Genomic DNA, 16,809 nt, shown 5'->3' on the forward strand with positions numbered 1-16,809 from the left:
ATGAGGTCTGAAATGGTTTTCGAACCCAGAAGCAGTCGTTCCTTACTGCAGAGAAGAAGCAGCGTAAGTAACGCCATTCAGGCCGGCCTCGATGGAATTGCAGTCACCGGTATTGCCTGGTACCTGATCTACGACCAGTTTGGCTACATCACTTCCGATTACGTGATCATGCTGCTGTTGCTGATTGGCGCACTGGCAGTCATCTACGACCATTATGCGATCTACCGTACCAACGTCGGGCTTTCCATCAAGGCTTTCCGGCTGTTCAAGGCCTGGTCGGCAACCTTTTGCTTCCTGGTGGTCATGGCCTTCCTTACCAAACAGAGTGAAACCTATTCGCGGCTGTTGGTCGTGCAGTTGTTCATCATTGGCTACATCGCCCAGTTATTCCTGCACTTTGCCGTGCGTGAACTGCAAAAGCGCTTTACCGCCCATGCACGCCTGGACAACGCCTTGATCATTGGCGCCGGCGACCTTGCCAACTTCCTGTATCAGAAAATCAGCAACAACCCCTGGTTCGGCGAGCGTGTGCTGGGTTGCGTCCTGATCGCCAAGGCCGATGAGCCGGGGCGCGAAGGTGCCGAAGGCAAGCAGCGCCTGCCGGTGCTCGGGCATATTGCCGAACTCGACGATATCGTGGCGCGCTACGGCATCCGCACGGTGTACCTGGTGACCCCGCTGGGCGGTTCCGAGGTCATCAACGATGTCTATTTCAAGTTGCTCGACAAGTGCATTGCGGTGAACTGGGTGCCGGATATCTTCTCGTTGCGCCTGATCAACCACAGCGTGCGGGAAATTGCCGGCATTCCTGTGTTGACCTTGTCGGAAACACCGCTGACGGGCATGAGCCTGTTCCTGAAGAACCTCGAGGACAGAGTGCTGGCGGCGCTGATCCTGCTGGTTGCATCGCCGGTGTTGCTGGCCGTTGCAGTGGCCATCAAGCTCGATAGCCGCGGCCCGGTGTTCTTCCGCCAGGAACGTACCGGCTGGACCGGGGAAGCATTCCGCATCTGGAAGTTCAGGAGCATGCATGTCCACCAGCCGGAAGAGGGTGTGGTCAAGCAGGCGCAGAAGAACGACCCGCGGCTGACCCGGGTTGGCGCCTTTATCCGCCGTACCAGCCTGGATGAACTGCCGCAATTGTTCAATGTGCTGACCGGGGAGATGTCGCTGGTAGGGCCACGGCCGCATGCGTTGCAACATGACACGTTGTATTCGCAGGACATCGTCGACTACTTTGCCCGCCACAACATCAAGCCAGGCATGACCGGCCTGGCGCAAGTGCGCGGGTTCAGGGGCGAGACCAAGGATATCGAGCAGATGATCCAGCGGGTGGACTCGGACATCGAGTACATCAACAACTGGTCGCTGTGGCTGGATTTCGTGATTCTGGTGCGCACGTTGAATGCGTTTACTGGCAAGCAGGCTTACTGAGACAAATGCTGCGAGGCGCTTGCCGTGAGAACTGCATTGCCTATGCGATCGAGCGCCGCCCGCGCGGCGCTTCGCGGGGCAAGCCCGCTCCCACATTTGTTGCAACGTGGCCATGCCTGTGGGAGAGGCGTTGCCTGCTTTGGTGGAGAGTTTGAGACTGCCGAGACGGCGGTAGCGCCAGCCGGGAAACCGCGTCAAGGCAACAAGGCTGGCAACCATGGCCTGACAGGTTCGGCACGTTGCAACAAATGTGGGAGCGGGCTTGCCCCGCGAAGCGCCGCGCGGGCGGCGCTCGATCTTCGCCCCCCCACAAGGCTCAAGGCATTCACCAATCTATACCTTCGTGAGCGGGTGCAGCTCCCTGAACCCCCGTGCTTCCTCCACCAGCCAGTCATGCACCGCCCGTGCCCCCGGCTGGTTCAACCCACCCGGCGGGTAATGCACCACATAGCGCTTGTGATTGGCGATCGGCACCCCGAACGGCACGATCAGCGCACCGCGCTCCAGTTCGTCGTTGAGCAGTGTGCGCCGGGCAATCGCAACGCCAATGCCGGCAATCGCCGCCTCGATGGTCAGGTGGTTGCGGTTGAAGGTGTGCCCGCGTCGCACATCCAGGCCAGCGGCGCCGATGCCCTCCAGGTAGTACTCCCATTCGGCATATTCCGAACTGCCGCGCCAGGCCGTGATGTCATGCAGCAGCGGGTAGTGCACCAGGTCCGCCGGCCCGTGCAGTGGCGGGCGCCCCCGTAGCAAGGTAGGGGAACACACGGGGAAGATCTGCTCGTCCAGCAGCGGCGTCGAGAGCATGCCGGGGTAGCTGCCATCGTTCAGGTCGATGGCCAGATCGAAATCGCCCGGGGTCAACGCCTGGGCACTGTCTTCGGCCACCAGGCGTAGCTCGATGTCCGGGTAGCGTTGTTGAAAGCGCGGCAGGCGGGGCGTGAGCCATTTGGCCAGAAACGACGGGATCGAGCGCAGGCGCAGGGTGCCGCGGATTTCACCGGCGTCCAGGCGCAGCAGTTCGGCTTCGATGCTGCCGTAGGCTTCGGCCACCGTCTGCGCCAGGCGTTGCCCTTCGGCGCTCAGCTCCACACCGCGTGCCCGGCGCAGGAACAGCCGGTAGCCCAGGCGCTCTTCCAGCTGGCGCATCTGCTGGCTGACTGCGCCCGGGGTGATGTGCAGCTCTTCGGCACAGCGGGTGAAGGACAGGTGCCGGGCCGCACAGGCGAATACATGCAGCCACACAAACATCTGGCCATTGAGTTGTCGTCGCATCGTTTAGTACCACTAAAGCCTTGCTTAGGAAGTTTCGTTGGTCATCCGTGAGCTAGCGCGGCAGTATCGCGCAAAATCGCAATACCGCTCAATTTTTCTAGATAACCGTGCTGCGGCGTCATACCCGGGGTACGGTCAGGCATTAGCATGGCTATCAGTGTTTTCGACCTTTTCAAAATCGGCATCGGGCCGTCCAGTTCCCACACCGTCGGCCCGATGCGGGCGGCGGCTACTTTTGCCCAGGCCCTGCGCGAACAAGGGCTGCTGGCCCGGGCAACCCGTGTCGAGGTGCGGCTGTACGGGTCGCTGTCGGCCACCGGGGTTGGCCACGCCACCGATCGCGCCTGCCTGCTCGGCCTGATGGGGCAGTGGCCGGACCGTATCGACCCGGCCACTATCGAGTCGCGCATTGGCCAGGTGATGCAAGAGCACTGCCTGATGCTCGATGGTAGCCACCCGCTGGCGTTCGACTACAGCCGCGACATGCTGTTGCTCGACGAGAACCTGCCGTACCACCCCAATGCCATGAGCCTGGAAGCCATGGACGGGCAGGGCAGCCTGTTGCGCCAGACCTACTATTCGGTGGGCGGTGGCTTTATCGTCGAGCAAGCCGAGATCGATGCGCCAGCAGTCGAAGCGAATGCGGTGGTGTTGCCGTACGAGTTCGACAGTGCTGCGCAGTTGCTGGCCTTGTGCAAGGCCCATGGCCTGAGTGTGGCGCAGCTGATGATGGCCAACGAATGTGCCTGGCGCCCGGAGGCCGAGGTGCGTGAGGGCTTGTTGCGGATCTGGGCGGCCATGCGTGAATGCGTTGACAACGGCTTGCGCAACGAAGGCATCCTGCCTGGCGGGTTACACGTCAAGCGCCGTGCGGCGCGGCTGCATCGCAGCCTGCAGGAGCTGGGCAAGCCCAACGTGATCGGTTCCACCCTCAGTGCCATGGAGTGGGTCAACCTGTTCGCCCTGGCGGTGAATGAGGAGAACGCCGCCGGCGGGCGCATGGTCACGGCGCCTACCAATGGTGCGGCTGGCATCATCCCGGCGGTGCTGCACTACTACATGAAGTTCAACCCGGGCGCGTGCGACGCGGACGTGGTGGACTTCCTGCTGGCAGCGGCGGCGGTCGGCATCCTGTGCAAGAAGAACGCGTCCATTTCCGGGGCCGAGGTTGGCTGCCAGGGCGAGGTGGGCTCGGCCTGTTCGATGGCCGCTGCCGGCCTGGCCCAGGTGCTGGGTGCTACACCGCCGCAACTGGAAAACGCGGCCGAGATTGCTTTGGAGCACAACCTTGGTCTGACGTGCGACCCGGTGGGTGGCCTGGTGCAGGTGCCGTGCATCGAGCGCAATGCGATTGCAGCGGTGAAAGCGATCAACGCCGTACAGATGGCGTTGCGTGGGGATGGCGAGCATTTCATCTCGCTTGACCGGGTGATCCGCACCATGCGTGATACCGGGGCGGACATGCATGCCAACTACAAGGAGACCTCGCGCGGCGGCCTGGCCGTTGCCTTCGTCGAATGTTGATGCGGTCAACTGTAGGAGCGGCCTTGTGTCGCGAAAGGGCTGCAAAGCAGCCCCAGCGATTTCAGCTTGAATCCGAGGATCTGGGGGCGCTCCGCGCCCCATCGCGACACAAGGCCGCTCCTACATGGACCAGTGAGGCTTTAGCGGGCTTTCTGTTTCGCTTCCAGGAAGCTGGCGCGCATGTCCTTGGCCCAGCCATCCAGCACCGGCTTGACGTCATTCAGGGTCAGCTTCGTGGTCTTGTTCTCCAGTTCCTGCCCCGTGCCCTTGCGCACGACCTGGGCCAGCACTTTCTGACTGGAACCATCGAGGAACGCAGCCTCCACCCCGACATCCACCTCCTGGTCGCGGCCGCCCATGGCGGTGTTCACGCCGGCTGAAATCAGCGCGATAGGAATGACTTCATAGGGCTTGAGGCCCTCGTTGCTGGTGGACACGGCAGTAATGGCCGGACGCACCACGATCACACCCGGGCCGGGGCCCTTGGCCAGCGGTACGACGCTGCCCATCTCACGGCGCAGCGCTTCGTTGAAGTAACGGGTGATGTCCTGCAGCGTCTGCGTCGAGATGACCTCCGTCGGCTGCGGCTTTGGGTAGAACTGGCTGGGCTCGATGAACACCTGGCTGTACTGGTTGACGTTGACCTTGGGGTCGATCCAGCGCATCACCGGGTCACCCGACGGGCTCTTGGTTTCCTGCAGCCGGCTGTAATCCTTGAGGAAGCCGGAATAGTCCTTGGGGTCCACGCGATTGCTGGAGCAGGCGGCCATGGTTAGCAGTGCGGCGCACAACAGGGTAATGCGGGGCAATGATTTCATGATGAAAATGCATCCATGATAGGTCGGCCAGAACAACGCTAGCAGGTGCGTGACAGTTGGCCAGTGGGTAGGTTCCAATCCTTTGTGAAAAGGTAAAACTTGCGGCTCAACCCAGCGCCTCCCGCAATCGATACCACAACATCCCCAGCGCCAGCAGCGGTGAGCGCAGTGCCTTGCCGCCGGGGAAGGTCAGATGTGGTACGGCGCTGAAGACGTCCAGCCCCCGGCTGTGGCCAAGCGCTATGCTTTCGGCCAGCAGTTTCGCCGTCCAGTGCGTCACGTTCAGCCCGTGCCCGGAATAGCCCTGGGCGTAATACACATTCGGGTGCTGGCTGAGGCGCCCGACCTGGGGGAAGCGGTTGGCGGTGATGCCGATCATGCCGCCCCATTGGTAGTCGATACGCACGTTGGCAAGTTGCGGGAACACCTTCAGCACCTTGGGCCGCATGTAGGCGGCGATGTCCTTGGGGTCGCGACCGGAATAATGGCAGGCGCCACCGAACAGCAGGCGCCGGTCTGCCGTAAGGCGGTAATAGTCCAGGCCGACCTTCTGGTCGCACAACGCCATGTTTTGCGGGATCAGGCTGCTGGCCAGTGCTTCGGGCAATGGCTCGGTAGCCACCACGTAGCTGCCGGCCGGCAGCACCTTGCCGCTCAGGCGTGGCTCCAGTTCATCGAGGTGGGCGTTGCAGCCCAGCACCAGGCTGCTTGCCCGCACCTTGCCGCGGGCGGTGAGCAGGGTCACGCTCGGGCCGTGTTCGATGCGCAGCACCGGGCTTTGCTCGAAGATGCGTACGCCCAGGCCGTGGGCGGCGCGAGCTTCGCCCTGAACCAGGTCGAGCGGGTGCAGGTGGCCCGAGCCCATGTCCACCAGGCCGCCGGCGTACTGGTCGCTGGCGACGATTTCATGCAACTGGTCGGCACTGACCAGGCGGGTTTCAGGGCGATAACCGAGTGCGGCCAGGTCGTCCTGTTCGTCCTTGAAAGCAGCGAACTGCGCAGGTGTGTTGGCCAGTTCGCAGAAGCCCCAGCGCAGGTCGCAGGCAATGCCGTACCGAGCGATGCGGCTGGCCACCAGCGCCACCGAATCGATACCGGCCTGCTTCAGGTAATGCACGCCGTCCTGGCCGACATGCCGGGAAAAACCGCTGACGTCATGGCCGATGCCGCGAATCAGCTGGCCGCCGTTACGACCGCTGGCGCCCCAGCCGATCCGCCGGCCTTCCAGCAGTACCACCGAGAGCCCGCGCTCGGCCAGTTCCAGGGCGGTATTGACCCCGGTCAGACCGCCGCCGACCACACACACGTCGGCGGTCAGTTCGCCATCCAGGCTGGGGTAGGGCGCCGCATTGCGTGCTGTGGCGGCATAGTACGAAGCGGTGTGTTGGGTAGTGGAAGACATGGGCGTTCTCGACTCAGCGGTTGGACTTGATCTTGCTCCAGGAGCGGGTCATGACACGCATGATCTTCGGGCTTGGGGTGCTGGAGATGTACAGCTTGTCCAGCACGTCCTGGGGTGGGTAGACCTCGGGGTTGTTCACCAGTGACGCATCCATATAGGCCTGGGCATCGGGGTTGGCGTTGGCATATCCGACCGTGGTGCTGACCTTGGCGATCACCTTGGGGTCGAGCAGGTAGTTGATGAATGCCAGGGCCTGTTCGGGGTTGTTGGCGTCCTTGGGGATGGCCAGCAGGTCGAACCATAGGTTGCTGCCTTCCTTGGGAATGCTGTAGGCGACTTTCACGCCGTTTTTCGCCTCCACGGCGCGGTTGGCGGCCTGGAACACATCGCCGGAGTAGCCGAAGGCCAAGCAGACATCGCCATTGGCCAGGTCGGAGACATACTTGGAGGAGTGGAAGTAGGTGATGTAGGGGCGCAGTTCGAGCAGGCGGGCTTCTGCCTTGGCGTAGTCGGCCGGTTTTTCGCTGCGTGGGTCCATGCCCAGGTAGTTGAGCATGGCCGGGAACAGTTCGTCGGGCGAGTCCATGAACGCCACGCCGCACTGCTTGAGCTTTTTCAGGTTCTCGGGTTCGAACAGCACCGCCCATGAATCGATATGGTCGACGCCCAGGGCCGCCTTGACCTTGTCGACGTTGTAGCCAATGCCGTTAGTCCCCCACAGGTAGGGTACGGCGTACTGGTTGCCGGGGTCGTTCTGTTCAAGCTGCTTGAGCAGCTTTGGGTCCAGGTGCTGCCAGTTCGGCAGCTTGCTGCGGTCCAGCGGCAGGAAGGCTCCGGCCTGGGCCTGGCGCGCGAGGAAGTGGTTGGATGGCACCACCACGTCATAGCCGGTGCGCCCGGCCAGCAGCTTGCCTTCCAGGGTCTCGTTGGAATCGAACACGTCATAGACCACCTTGATCCCGCTGCTGGTCTGGAAGTCGGTCAGGGTGGTGTCACCGATGTAGTCGGTCCAGTTGTATACGCTGACCGAGGGAGTGGCCTGGGTGGTGGTGGCGAACAGCAGGGTGAATGCGGCGGGGATCAGGGCTTGCAGATGACGCATGGGGACACCTCGTTGGTCTTGTTCTTGGCGTTCTGTATATAGGGGCCGCTCCCACAGGAGACTCATAACCTTGTAGGAGCAGCCCTGTGCTGCGAAGAGGCCGGTAGGGCAAAAGATCTACTGTGGCTGTATTGGCCCCTTCGCAGCGCAAGGCTGCTCCTACAGGTTCTGTGTATGCCTTGGAAGGTGATTACACGCTCAGCATCAGGAATTCACGCTCCCACGAGCTGATCACGCGCTTGTAGTTCTCATGCTCGGCGCGCTTGACCGCCACGTAACCTTGGACGAACTGCTTGCCCAGGTACTGCTGCACCGTCTCGCAGTCTTCCATGTGCTGCAGGGCGTCCTCGATGGTGATGGGCAGGCGCAGGTTGCGCCGCTCGTAGGCTCGGCCCTGCACCGGTGCGCTGGGTTCGATGCGCTCGACCATGCCAAGGTAGCCGCACAGCAAGCTGGCGGCGATGGCCAGGTACGGGTTGGCATCGGCGCCGGGCAGGCGGTTTTCCACGCGCATCGCCTCGGGGCTTGAGGTGGGCACGCGCAGGCCGGCGGTGCGGTTTTCTTCACCCCACTCGACATTCACCGGTGCCGAGGTGTCCGGCAGGAAGCGGCGGAACGAGTTGACGTTGGGCGCGAACATCGGCAGCAGCTTGGGGATGTACTTCTGCAAACCGCCGATGTGGTAGAGGAACAGCTGGCTCATGCTGCCGTCTTCATTGGCGAAGATCGGCTTGCCGGTGGCGATGTCGACCACGCTCTGATGCAGGTGCATGGCACTGCCTGGCTCGTCGGTGATCGGTTTGGCCATGAAGGTGGCGGCCACGTTGTGCTTGAGCGCCGCTTCACGCATGGTGCGCTTGAACACGGTTATCTGGTCGGCCAGGTCCAGGGCGTCGCCATGGCGGAAGTTGATCTCCATCTGTGCCGGGCCGTCTTCATGGATCAGCGTGTCCAGGTCCAGGCCCTGGATCTCGCACCAGTCGTAGACATCTTCGAACAGCGGGTCGAATTCGTTGGCGGCATCGATCGAGAACGACTGGCGACCGCTTTCGGCGCGTCCGGAACGCCCCAGCGGCACCTGCAGTGGCAAGTCCGGGTCCTCGCAGCGCTGGGTCAGGTAGAACTCCATCTCCGGCGCCACGATCGGCTGCCAGCCTTTGTCGGCATACAGCTTGAGCACCTTCTTCAACACGTTGCGCGGCGACAGCTCGATGGGGTTGCCTTGCTTGTCGAAGGTGTCGTGGATCACGATCGCGGTGGGCTCGATTGCCCACGGAATCTGGTACACCGCGGCCGGGTCGGGGCGGCAGACCATGTCGATGTCGGCGGCATCGAGCAGGTTGTAGTAGATGTCATCGTCAACGTAGTCGCCGGTGACCGTCTGCAGCAGCACGCTCTCGGGCAGGCGCATGCCTCGCTCGTGAAGAAACTTGGCGGTGGGTGCGATCTTGCCGCGGGCGATGCCGGTCAGGTCGCTGATCACGCATTCGACTTCGGTGATCCGGTGTTCTTTCAGCCAGGTGGACAGCTGATCGAAGGGGGCGTTCATACAGACCTCTTGGTTGGGTTTTAGTGGGGGAGCGAGCGTGCCGGCGTAAACCGTTGCACGGTTTCGAAGGCGTCGCGCTTCCCAGGTGACGCGCTGGAGACTATCTTGGTCGCAGCCTGCAAGGCTGATCTATCCACTTTCTTCGGAAATGAATGCACCAAAAGAGTGCAACTAGGACCGCGCGTGACAACCGCCAATGCCCTGCAAGTCCAGGCTTTCCACACTACCGACGTTAGCGAACTGGTACGTGCCACCCCTGGCTGGCAGCAGCAGTACCGGCAAATGTCGCCCGGGCATTTCAGCGGCGAACTGCGTTGCCTGGGGCTGGATGGGGTGGAGGTATACGAGGAGCGGCTGAACACCCGGGTGGAGCAGTTTTTCCGCGCGCCGAGCGGTTCGCTGGCGTTCTGCTTCGACCGCAGCGAGAACAGCCTGTACCTGCTGAACGAACAGAGCCGCAACATCTGGATCACACCAGAGAACTATCAGGAAGTGGCGGTGGTGTTCGACCAGGCCTTCCTCGCCCGCCATGGGCTTGACCTGCAGCGCCTGGAGGGGTTGTTCATGGTGCCGCTGGGCAGCGGGCAGAACGCGCTGTTCGGCAGCTGGCTGAGCGCAACGTTGACCCGGCTTGGCGAAGCCGATTGCCCGCTGCAGGGGCAGGCCCTGGCGGAGCAACTGCTGGAGGACTGCCTGTTCATCCTCGACAACGCCTGCCAGCGCCTGCAGGGCGTGGCGTTGGAGCGGCGTGACGAGGAACGGGCGATCATGCGCCGGGTGAGTGAGTGGGCGGCTGACTGCCCGGAAGAGACACTGAACCTGGTGGAACTGGCGGATGTTGCCGGCGTTTCCCTGCGTCAGTTGCAACAGGCGTTCAAGGCGTTTACCGGTATGCCACCGGCGCACTGGTTGCGCCTGCGCCGGCTGAACGGTGCGCGGCGCGATCTGTTGCGTGGCGGTGGCGTGACCGTCGCCGAAGTGGCGATGCGTTGGTCGTTCTGGCATTTGGGAAGGTTTTCAGAGAGTTACCGGCAATTGTTCAAGGAGTTTCCCAGCGAGACCTTGAAGCGGGGCAGGGGCTGAATTTGGTGGTGTAGCTACTGGCCTCTTCGCGGGTGAACCCGCTCCCCACAGGATCACCTCGGGGCCAGGCATTGTGAGGTCCCTGTGGGAGCGGGTTCACCCGCGAAGAGGCAGGCCCAGACATACACAGCCCAGCATTCCACCGCGAAAATTGCTATCGTGCCGCCCTGATTCCACCCGAGGTGCCGATGTTCTACCTGCCATTGCCCAGCGACCAGGCCGACCGCCTCGCCAGCGAGCCCACCCCCGACTTCTTCACCACCGCCAGCGTCCTCGACGCTGCCGCAGTGCTGTTCGTGCAAAACCTGCCGCGCCAGCCCGCCACCGCCTCGGCGGATGCGCAGGAGCGCCGCTTTGCCGAAATCGTGCGTATTGCCAACGAGGTCGAAAGCGCCGCCCCCGGGCGCTTCCAGAGCCAGGTGGCGCAGCACTTCGATCGCGAAGCTTTCGCCATGGGCCTGGGCATGCTGGGCGAAAACGGTATCGCACTGCTGTCGACCGAGGTGCAGTACCAGGCTGACGAGTTGTTGGACGCCGAGGGCCAGTGGAACTTCCAGTTCGCTGACAGCTACCGCCAGCGGGCAACCCCGCTGCACCCGGTGTACCTGCCGTCCCTGGCAAGCGACCTGATGCTTAGCGACCAACAGAACCGCCTGTTGCGCGAATTCCTCAGCGGTATCGACGAGTCGGTGGCGGTACAGGGCTTTGCCGGCACCGGCAAGACTTTCCTGATTCATCAGTTCGCCCGCCTGCTCGAGCCGCAGCGCACGCTGTTGCTGGCCTTGACCGAAGGCCAGTTGCGCGCCCTGCAGGCACGGGTCAAGGACGCCGCCGCCTATACCGCGCTGACCTTCGGCCAGTTGGCCGACGAACTGCTTAACCGCGACCTCACCAGCAACGGCTGGCGCCTGCGCGATCCGTACCGTACCAAGCTGTCGTGGCGCCCGCAGGATGCGCAGGTGGTGCGTTGGCTCGCCATTCCTGATATCGGCCCGCTCGCCGCGCGCGATGTGGTCGCCTTGTGCATCCGCGCAGTGCGTACGTTCTGCCACAGCGCCGATACCCAGCTGCAATTGCACCACCTGCCCTGGGCCGGGCCGGGGACCACGCCGCTGGACCAGGAAGTGTTGCTGGAAAAGGCACGGCTGTACTGGCAGGAGTTGATTCGCCCGTCGGCACGGGAAATCCAGTTGCCGGTGCGCGACTACCACCGGGTCAAACTGCTGTCGCTGACCGATTATGTGATCGATAGCCGCTACACCCATGTCATTGTCGACGAGGCCCACGAGTTGTCGGCACCGATGCTTGCCGTGCTCGACCGCAGCCCGCAGTCGATCATTGCCCTGGGTGACGAGCTGCAGAACCTCAACGGGCTCAGCGCGCACCATGGCAGCTTTATCCGCCAGCGTTACATCGACCACTCACTGCGGGCCGGGCCAGCGATGGACAACGTGCTCAACCCGCTGATCCAGGCACACCCGGCGGTGATCCAGGCAGCCTTCAGTGGCAGTGCCGAGCATTACACCCGGGTCAGCTTCTTCGATACGGTTAGCGTGCCGGAACAGCCCACGGCGCTGATCGTCGACGATGAATGGGGCCTGTTTGGCTGGTTCCAGCGCCTGACCCACCAGGGCGTGCCGTTCGTGCTGCTGAAAAGTGCACGCAAGGACTTCGAACTGTTCGTCGAGGACTGCATCGAGCTGTACCGCCATGGCACCCGGCCACGACATCCGATGCTGTTCCGCTATGCCAGCTGGCAGGCGCTGGAGCAGGACAAGGGTGACGACAAGGCGTTCGTTGCCGTGGCCAACATGCTGCGCAAGGGCTACACGCCGGAGCACTTTGCCAGGGCCAAGAGCCGTTACCGCTGGGACAAGGCGCCCAAGCTGTTCCTGGGGCGGGTGCGGGATGTGAAGAACATGGAGTTCGCCCGGGTGATGGTGTCGCCGGAACTGATGGTGGTGCCGCAGGTGGCGGGGAACCGCAATGAGCGGGCGCGGATGCTGGCGGGCTTGTATACCGCCTGTTCGCGGGCGCGGCATGAATTGATCGTGCCGGGGGGGATGCTGGACTGGGTCAAGGACCAGGTTCGGGATTGAAGTATTTGGGGCTGCGTTGCAGCCCCAATTGCCAATCAGTTACGGTCCAGCCACACCGTCTGGGCATTGGTGAACTCACGCACACCAAAGTGCGACAGCTCACGCCCGAAGCCGCTCTTCTTCACCCCACCAAAGGCCACGCGGGGGTCGGAAGCGCAATAGCCGTTGATGAACACGCCGCCGGTATCCAGCGCCGCGGTCATGCGCTCGGCCAGTGCGTAGTCGGCGGTGTAGATGGTCGAGGCCAGGCCGAATTCGCTGTCGTTTGCCAGCTGCACTGCATGCTCCGCATCCCGTGCGCTGATGATCGCCGCCACCGGCCCGAACAGCTCCTGCTTGAACGCGGTCATCTGCGAGGTGACATTGGCGAGCACGGTCGGCGCGTAGAAGTTGGCCATGCCATCGACCTTGTGGCCGCCCAGCAGCAGGGTGGCCCCTTCGGCGATGGTCGCCTGGACCTGGCCATCCAGCTCATCGCGCAGGTCGTAACGGGCCATGGGGCCGATGTAGGTGCTATCTTCCAGCGGGTTGCCGACCTTCAGCTCGCGAGTGGCCTCAACGAACTTGCGGGTGAATTCGTCAACGATGCTCTCCTCGACGATCAGGCGTTTTGCCGCAGCGCAAACCTGGCCGGTGTTCTGGTAGCGGCCGATCACTGCAGCGTTTACTGCGGCGTCCAGGTCGGCATCGGCCAGCACGATGAACGGGTCGGAACCGCCCAGCTCCAGCACGCACTTCTTCAGCGCGGCGCCGGCTTGTGCACCAATCGCCATGCCGGCACGCACGCTTCCGGTCAGGGTCACGGCAGCGATGCGTGGGTCGTTGATGGCGCGGGTGACGCCGTCCGGGGTTACGTTCAGCACTTCGAACACGCCTTCCGGCAGGCCGGCATCGTTGAACAGCTCGCCCAGCAGGTAGGCGCTGCCCATCACGTTCGGCGCGTGCTTGAGTACGTAGGTGTTACCGGCCAGGATCGCCGGCACGGCACCACGCAGTACCTGCCAGACCGGGAAGTTCCATGGCATCACGGCCAGGATCGGGCCCAGCGGGCGGTATTCGATGCGGGCTTTCTCGATCTGGGTCGGCTCGGGGGCGAGCATGGCCGGGCCGTGTTCGGCGTACCAGCGGCACAGGCCGACGCACTTGCTGACTTCACCGCGAGCCTGGGCGATCGGCTTGCCGATTTCGTGGCTGATCATTTGCGCAAAGCTTTCGGCCTTGGTTTCCAGGGTGTTGGCCAGGGCAAGCAGGTACTCGCTGCGCTGACCCAGCGACACCTGGCGCCACTGGCGGTAGCCAACCTTGGCACGTTGCAGCGCCGCTTCCAGTGCGGTGTCGGTGTCGAACGGGTAGGCGCCGATCTGCTCGCCGCTGTACGGGTCGAGGGAGATGGCGTGGGTCAGGCTGCTGATCGCGCTCATGGCGGGAAACTCTCGTTGTTGTTGATCCGTGACGCCAGACTAGTGGGCTAGGGCTTTAATGAAAACTGAATAATAATGAGCGAAACATTCACGTTTGGAGAAAGGCTGTGGACCTGGTGCAACTGGAGATCTTCAAGGCCGTGGCAGAGCAGGGCAGTATCAGTGCTGCCGCGCAGCACATCCATCGGGTGCCGTCGAACCTGACCACACGCATCAAGCAACTGGAGGAGGACCTGGGCGTAGAGCTGTTCATTCGTGAAAAAAGCCGCTTGCGCCTGTCCCCCGCAGGCTGGAACTTCCTCGAGTACACCCGGCGCATCCTCGACCTGGTGCATGAAGCGCGGTTAACCGTGGCCGGTGAAGACCCGCAAGGCACCTTCGCCCTGGGGTCGCTGGAAAGCACGGCGGCGGTGCGCATCCCGGCCTTGCTGGCGGCCTACAACCAGCGCTACCCCAAGGTTGACCTGGACCTGTCCACCGGGCCTTCCGGGACCATGCTCGAAGGGGTGCTGTCTGGCCGCCTGGTGGCGGCATTTGTCGACGGGCCGGTGCTGCACCCGACGCTGGAGGGGATGCCGGTATTCGAGGAAGAAATGATGGTCATCGCGCCGCTTAACCACGCCCCGGTAACCCGCGCCCAGGACGTCAACGGCGAAAGCATCTACGCCTTCCGCGCCAACTGTTCGTACCGGCACCATTTCGAGAACTGGTTCGTGCAGGACCAGGCGGTGCCGGGCAAGATCCACGAAATGGAGTCGTACCACGGCATGCTGGCCTGCGTCAGCGCCGGCGCGGGGCTGGCCATGATGCCGCGCAGCATGCTCGACAACATGCCCGGTTGCAGCACCGTCAGTGCCTGGCCGATGTCGGAGGATTTCCGCTACCTGAAAACCTGGTTGGTGTGGCGACGGGGCACGGTTTCGCGCAGTTTGAGCATGTTTGTGAAATTGCTCGAAGAAGGGCGTACAACATGATGTTCTAGCGCAAGATTCACGCCATCGCGGCAAATTTCATCCCGACGACCATGCATCAGCACGAACGCCGTTACGCCTGAGGGATCAGATAATAGGTAAGCCATCCTCGAAAGGAGGGTCGTACCATGCGTAACCATCACTATGCCCTCGGCGCGGCGCTGCTGATCGCCCTGGCGCTGCCATGGACCCTGGCGGCGGCTGCTGACCTTAATGCTCCAATCGACATGCAGGCCGTGCAACTGCAACAGCAGGAGCAGAACGGCGTCCGCTACCTGCAAGGCGGCATCGGCCAGGATGAAGCCAACGCCTTGCGCAAGACCCCGGGATATGACCTGCACGTAGAACTCTCCACCGGCCCGGAAGGCAAATTCCAGAGTGGTGCCAACGTCGACATCCAGAATGCACAGGGCCAGTCCGTGCTCAGCCTTGTGGATGCCGGGCCGTTGCTGTACGTGCAGTTGCCTCCCGGCAAGTACAAAGTCACTGGCAACGCCCAGGGTGAGACGGTGCAACAGCTGGTGACCGTGAATGGCAAGACCCCCACGACCGTGAACCTTAACTGGCGTTGAGGGTAAAACGGGCAGGAGTACGAATGTGCTCCTGCTTCAAAGGAGCGCATCGCCATGAGCCTGGACCTTCAGTTGGAGATGTTGGACGAGCGGGGCTATGTGTTGCTCCCCGGTGTGCTCGAACCCTTGCGTATCGCCTTGTTGCGCTGCGCCATCGATGATCTGCAGCCCATTCACTGGGATTACCAGGGGCTGCTGGAACACTACAAATGTGTGTTCAACCGCAACCCGTTGTGGTTGCCCTTTCTTGACCTGCCCCCGTTGATTGCCCTGGCCGAAGCGGCATTGGGCGCCGACTGCCATGTGATCGGGCAAACCGCCTGGCGCAGCCACCCAGGTTACCCCGGCATGGCTCTGCACCTGGACCATCTGCCCATGCAGCTGCCCGACTGGCTCAGCGAGCGCGGCGACTTCACCCAGCCCCCGCAGATCCTGACCGCACAGCTGTACCTCAGCGATATCGACCATCACATCGGGCCGACCTGGATCGTGCCTGGCAGCCACCGTGCGGCACGGCCACCGCAGGCTGGCGAGCAACACTGGCAGGGCCGCGAGGCCCAGCCGGTGCTGTGCAAGGCAGGAGATGCGCTTGTGTTTCGCAGCGATGTCTGGCACAGCGGCGGGGCCAATTGCACCCAGTCACGCGAGCGCGACATGCTGCAAGTGCACTATGGTCGGCGCATGGTCGCGCAGAAGTTTTCGCCATACTTGAACTGGCGTTTCAACCCGCAGGTGCTGGAGGAGGCCACTCCGAGGCAAAGGCGTCTGCTGGGCGAACACGAAGAAGCGGAATACGACTGAGTCCTGCTGTTCGGCAGGGCAGATGCTGGCAGACGGAATTAGCCAATAGTGGCAATTCACTTTCAACTTTCTGTTTATCTGGACAATAATCAGAAAAGTATTACTTCGTGTGACCGGTCGGGATGCAACCGGTCCCGCATAAGATCGAGGGGCCCAAGCCTCCGCTTGTTGTGTAGACCATCAGGAGAAGTCATTGATGAAAACCCGTCTAGCAGCTTCGCTGGCTGCTGCAGTGCTGGCCTTTGCCGGGGCGAATCTGGCCCAGGCCGCGCAGGTGACCGGCGCCGTTGGCGCCACTGGCCAAGGCGACATGACCTACCGTATTGGCCTGTCGTTCGACTGGGACAAGAAATGGCTGGAAAGCAGCACTGGTCATCTGACCGGATACTGGGATGCGGCCTACACCTATTGGGAAGGCGGTGAGGCCAGTGGCGCGCACTCGCTGTCGTTCAGCCCGGTGTTCACTTACGAATTCAGTGGTTTCACCTATACCCCATACATCGAGGCCGGTATTGGTCTGGCGGCGTTTTCCAAGACCGACGTGGGCGACCAGCGCCTGGGTTCGGCGGTCAACTTCGAAGACCGCATCGGCTTTGGCCTGAAGTTGCCGGGGGAGCAGAAGGTGGGGATCCGCGCGATGCATTACTCCAACGCGGGGCTCAAGCAGCCTAACGACGGCATCGAATCGTACTCGCTGTTCTACAGCAAAGGGTTCTGACCCAAGGTCAGGCCAGGTGCGTTACCTGTAGGAGCAGCCT

Annotated in this window: 14 protein-coding genes; 8 read left to right on the top strand and 6 right to left on the bottom strand. The window is 62.6% G+C overall.

Annotated features, from left to right (window positions below; genetic code table 11):
- The first annotated feature begins 12 nt into the window (after window positions 1–12).
- Complete coding sequence (locus tag CAY82_RS16145) at window positions 13–1,434, top strand: undecaprenyl-phosphate glucose phosphotransferase (protein WP_087502104.1); 1,422 nt, start codon at window positions 13–15, stop codon at window positions 1,432–1,434.
- 333 nt (window positions 1,435–1,767) lie between these two features.
- On the opposite strand, the gene CAY82_RS16150 is transcribed toward CAY82_RS16145, so the two are convergent.
- On the bottom strand, window positions 1,768–2,709 hold the full coding sequence (locus tag CAY82_RS16150) for a LysR substrate-binding domain-containing protein (RefSeq protein ID WP_087502105.1): 942 nt from the start codon (window positions 2,707–2,709) through the stop codon (window positions 1,768–1,770).
- Window positions 2,710–2,856: 147 nt separating this feature from the next.
- On the opposite strand from CAY82_RS16150, the gene CAY82_RS16155 reads away from it, so the two are divergent.
- Complete coding sequence (locus CAY82_RS16155; protein WP_087502106.1) at window positions 2,857–4,233, top strand: L-serine ammonia-lyase; 1,377 nt, start codon at window positions 2,857–2,859, stop codon at window positions 4,231–4,233.
- A gap of 140 nt (window positions 4,234–4,373) precedes the next feature.
- On the opposite strand, the gene CAY82_RS16160 is transcribed toward CAY82_RS16155, so the two are convergent.
- The 4 genes from CAY82_RS16160 to CAY82_RS16175 form a co-directional block, all read right to left on the bottom strand.
- Window positions 4,374–5,051, bottom strand: a complete 678-nt coding sequence (locus CAY82_RS16160; RefSeq protein WP_087502107.1) for a DUF3313 domain-containing protein — start codon at window positions 5,049–5,051, stop codon at window positions 4,374–4,376.
- Between the two features lie 106 nt (window positions 5,052–5,157).
- Window positions 5,158–6,453, bottom strand: a complete 1,296-nt coding sequence (locus tag CAY82_RS16165) for an FAD-binding oxidoreductase (RefSeq protein WP_087502108.1) — start codon at window positions 6,451–6,453, stop codon at window positions 5,158–5,160.
- 13 nt (window positions 6,454–6,466) lie between these two features.
- A complete protein-coding gene (locus CAY82_RS16170; RefSeq protein WP_087502109.1) occupies window positions 6,467–7,555 on the bottom strand; it encodes a polyamine ABC transporter substrate-binding protein in 1,089 nt (362 codons plus the stop codon).
- A 190-nt stretch (window positions 7,556–7,745) separates the two neighbouring features.
- On the bottom strand, window positions 7,746–9,104 hold the full coding sequence (locus tag CAY82_RS16175) for a glutamine synthetase family protein (protein ID WP_063914126.1): 1,359 nt from the start codon (window positions 9,102–9,104) through the stop codon (window positions 7,746–7,748).
- Window positions 9,105–9,287: 183 nt separating this feature from the next.
- On the opposite strand from CAY82_RS16175, the gene CAY82_RS16180 reads away from it, so the two are divergent.
- On the top strand, window positions 9,288–10,187 hold the full coding sequence (locus CAY82_RS16180) for a helix-turn-helix domain-containing protein (RefSeq protein WP_087502110.1): 900 nt from the start codon (window positions 9,288–9,290) through the stop codon (window positions 10,185–10,187).
- 188 nt (window positions 10,188–10,375) lie between these two features.
- A complete protein-coding gene (locus tag CAY82_RS16185) occupies window positions 10,376–12,286 on the top strand; it encodes an AAA family ATPase (RefSeq protein ID WP_087502111.1) in 1,911 nt (636 codons plus the stop codon).
- Window positions 12,287–12,321: 35 nt separating this feature from the next.
- Here the strand turns inward: CAY82_RS16185 and CAY82_RS16190 are convergent, their stop codons facing one another.
- Complete coding sequence (locus CAY82_RS16190; protein ID WP_087502112.1) at window positions 12,322–13,707, bottom strand: aldehyde dehydrogenase family protein; 1,386 nt, start codon at window positions 13,705–13,707, stop codon at window positions 12,322–12,324.
- Window positions 13,708–13,814: 107 nt separating this feature from the next.
- Here CAY82_RS16190 and CAY82_RS16195 point away from each other — a divergent pair, with 107 nt between their 5' ends.
- From CAY82_RS16195 to CAY82_RS16210, 4 genes are all read left to right on the top strand, one after another.
- Complete coding sequence (locus CAY82_RS16195) at window positions 13,815–14,681, top strand: LysR family transcriptional regulator (RefSeq protein WP_087502113.1); 867 nt, start codon at window positions 13,815–13,817, stop codon at window positions 14,679–14,681.
- Between the two features lie 125 nt (window positions 14,682–14,806).
- Window positions 14,807–15,250 carry a hypothetical protein gene (locus CAY82_RS16200; RefSeq protein WP_087502114.1) on the top strand — a complete coding sequence of 148 codons (444 nt, stop codon included), beginning with the start codon at window positions 14,807–14,809 and terminating at the stop codon, window positions 15,248–15,250.
- A gap of 54 nt (window positions 15,251–15,304) precedes the next feature.
- Window positions 15,305–16,051 (top strand): phytanoyl-CoA dioxygenase family protein, encoded by a 747-nt coding sequence (locus tag CAY82_RS16205; protein ID WP_087502115.1) that lies wholly within the window; start codon window positions 15,305–15,307, stop codon window positions 16,049–16,051.
- Window positions 16,052–16,247: 196 nt separating this feature from the next.
- The gene (locus CAY82_RS16210; RefSeq protein ID WP_087502116.1) at window positions 16,248–16,769 is read left to right on the top strand and encodes an acyloxyacyl hydrolase; all 522 of its coding nucleotides are present in this window, start codon (window positions 16,248–16,250) and stop codon (window positions 16,767–16,769) included.
- Window positions 16,770–16,809: the final 40 nt, after the last annotated feature.

It is taken from the genome of Pseudomonas sp. SID14000 (assembly GCF_002165135.1).
Classification (GTDB): Bacteria; Pseudomonadota; Gammaproteobacteria; order Pseudomonadales; family Pseudomonadaceae; genus Aquipseudomonas.

Coding starts and splice junctions, on each gene's coding strand:
- CAY82_RS16205 (WP_087502115.1), top strand. CDS start 15,305: ATGAGCCTGGACCTTCAGTTGGAGATGTTGGACGAGCGGGGCTATGTG.
- CAY82_RS16155 (WP_087502106.1), top strand. CDS start 2,857: ATGGCTATCAGTGTTTTCGACCTTTTCAAAATCGGCATCGGGCCGTCC.
- CAY82_RS16170 (WP_087502109.1), bottom strand. CDS start 7,555: ATGCGTCATCTGCAAGCCCTGATCCCCGCCGCATTCACCCTGCTGTTC.
- CAY82_RS16160 (WP_087502107.1), bottom strand. CDS start 5,051: ATGAAATCATTGCCCCGCATTACCCTGTTGTGCGCCGCACTGCTAACC.
- CAY82_RS16145 (WP_087502104.1), top strand. CDS start 13: ATGGTTTTCGAACCCAGAAGCAGTCGTTCCTTACTGCAGAGAAGAAGC.
- CAY82_RS16190 (WP_087502112.1), bottom strand. CDS start 13,707: ATGAGCGCGATCAGCAGCCTGACCCACGCCATCTCCCTCGACCCGTAC.
- CAY82_RS16200 (WP_087502114.1), top strand. CDS start 14,807: ATGCGTAACCATCACTATGCCCTCGGCGCGGCGCTGCTGATCGCCCTG.
- CAY82_RS16210 (WP_087502116.1), top strand. CDS start 16,248: ATGAAAACCCGTCTAGCAGCTTCGCTGGCTGCTGCAGTGCTGGCCTTT.
- CAY82_RS16185 (WP_087502111.1), top strand. CDS start 10,376: ATGTTCTACCTGCCATTGCCCAGCGACCAGGCCGACCGCCTCGCCAGC.
- CAY82_RS16175 (WP_063914126.1), bottom strand. CDS start 9,104: ATGAACGCCCCCTTCGATCAGCTGTCCACCTGGCTGAAAGAACACCGG.
- CAY82_RS16165 (WP_087502108.1), bottom strand. CDS start 6,453: ATGTCTTCCACTACCCAACACACCGCTTCGTACTATGCCGCCACAGCA.
- CAY82_RS16150 (WP_087502105.1), bottom strand. CDS start 2,709: ATGCGACGACAACTCAATGGCCAGATGTTTGTGTGGCTGCATGTATTC.